This is a genomic window from Streptosporangium sp. OZ121, from assembly GCF_051918885.1.
In the GTDB taxonomy this organism is placed as follows: domain Bacteria; phylum Actinomycetota; class Actinomycetes; order Streptosporangiales; family Streptosporangiaceae; genus Streptosporangium.
On the sequence record NZ_JBPXMC010000091.1, the window covers coordinates 1 to 1,026 of the forward strand.

2 protein-coding genes are annotated in these 1,026 nt (G+C 66.7%); one reads left to right on the forward strand and one right to left on the reverse strand.

The window, feature by feature from the left end:
- Positions 1-416, forward strand: a 416-nt coding sequence (locus ACTOQ1_RS42830) for an anti-sigma factor (RefSeq protein WP_440074343.1), incomplete at its 5' end; no start/stop codon positions are given.
- An 80-nt stretch (positions 417-496) separates the two neighbouring features.
- Here ACTOQ1_RS42830 and ACTOQ1_RS42835 read toward each other — a convergent pair.
- Positions 497-1,026 (reverse strand): RNA polymerase sigma factor (locus ACTOQ1_RS42835; protein ID WP_440074346.1); only part of this gene is annotated, 530 nt, incomplete at its 5' end.

The window sequence follows — 1,026 nt, forward strand, 5'->3', positions numbered from 1 at the left end:
CGTTGGTGGGGGTGGTCGCGGTGGTGGCGGTGGTGGTGGGTTTTGTGGTGGGGGTGTCGGTGGCGGATCGTTCGGGGGTGCCTGATCGGGTGGTGGCGGTGGTGGGGACGTCGTTGGCGCCGGGGGTGTCGGGTCGGGTGCGGGTGCGGGAGACCGGTTCGGGGGTGGAGTTGGTGGTGCGGGTGCGTGGTCTGCCGCCGGTGGGGCCGGATCGGTATTACCAGGGGTGGGTGCGGGGGGGTTCTGAGGCGGTGGCGGTCGGGACGTTTCATGGGCGTGGTGGTGCGGAGCCGGTGGTGTTGTGGTCGGGGGTGGGGGTTGAGGATTATCCGGTGATGACGATCACGGTGCAGAGGCGGGGGGCGGGGCCGGGGTCGTCGGGGCAGGTGGTGGCCACGGCCCGGTTGGGGCCGTGATCTGGCCTTGTCGTGGTTTTGATGTTGGTTGGGGGTGGTTGGTGGTTGGGGCTTTGGTTTGGGGGTGGTTGGGGGTGGGGTCAGGGGTGGTCGAGGTGGGGGTGGAGGAGTTCGGCGAGGTGGCGTTGGGCGCGGAAGGTGCGGCTTTTGACGGTGCCGATGGGGATGTTGAGGGTGTGGCTGATTTCTGTTTGGGTCATTTGTTGGTAGTAGGCGAGGTGGAGGATTTCGCGTTCGAGGTGGTGGAGTTTGTGGAGGGCTTTGTTGACCTGCCAGATGAGCCAGGTGCGTTCGAGGGAGGGTGGGGGTGTGGTCAGGCCGGTGTCGCCGAGGGCGTCGAGGGTGAGGGGGGTGGTGCGGGTTTTGCGGTAGATGTCGATGGCGGTGCGGCGGGTGATGGTGAACAGCCAGGGTTGGAGGTCGCGGGTGGTGTCGTAGGTGTCGGCGGCCTGCCAGATTTTGATGAAGGCTTCCTGGACGGCGTCGGCGGCCAGTTCCCGGTGGCCGAGCATGCTCAGTGCGGTGGCGAACATGGGGCCGGAGTAGCGTTCGAAGATTTCGGTGAACGCGTGCTGGTCTCGGCGGTGGAAGCGCTCTTCGAGTGAGTCTT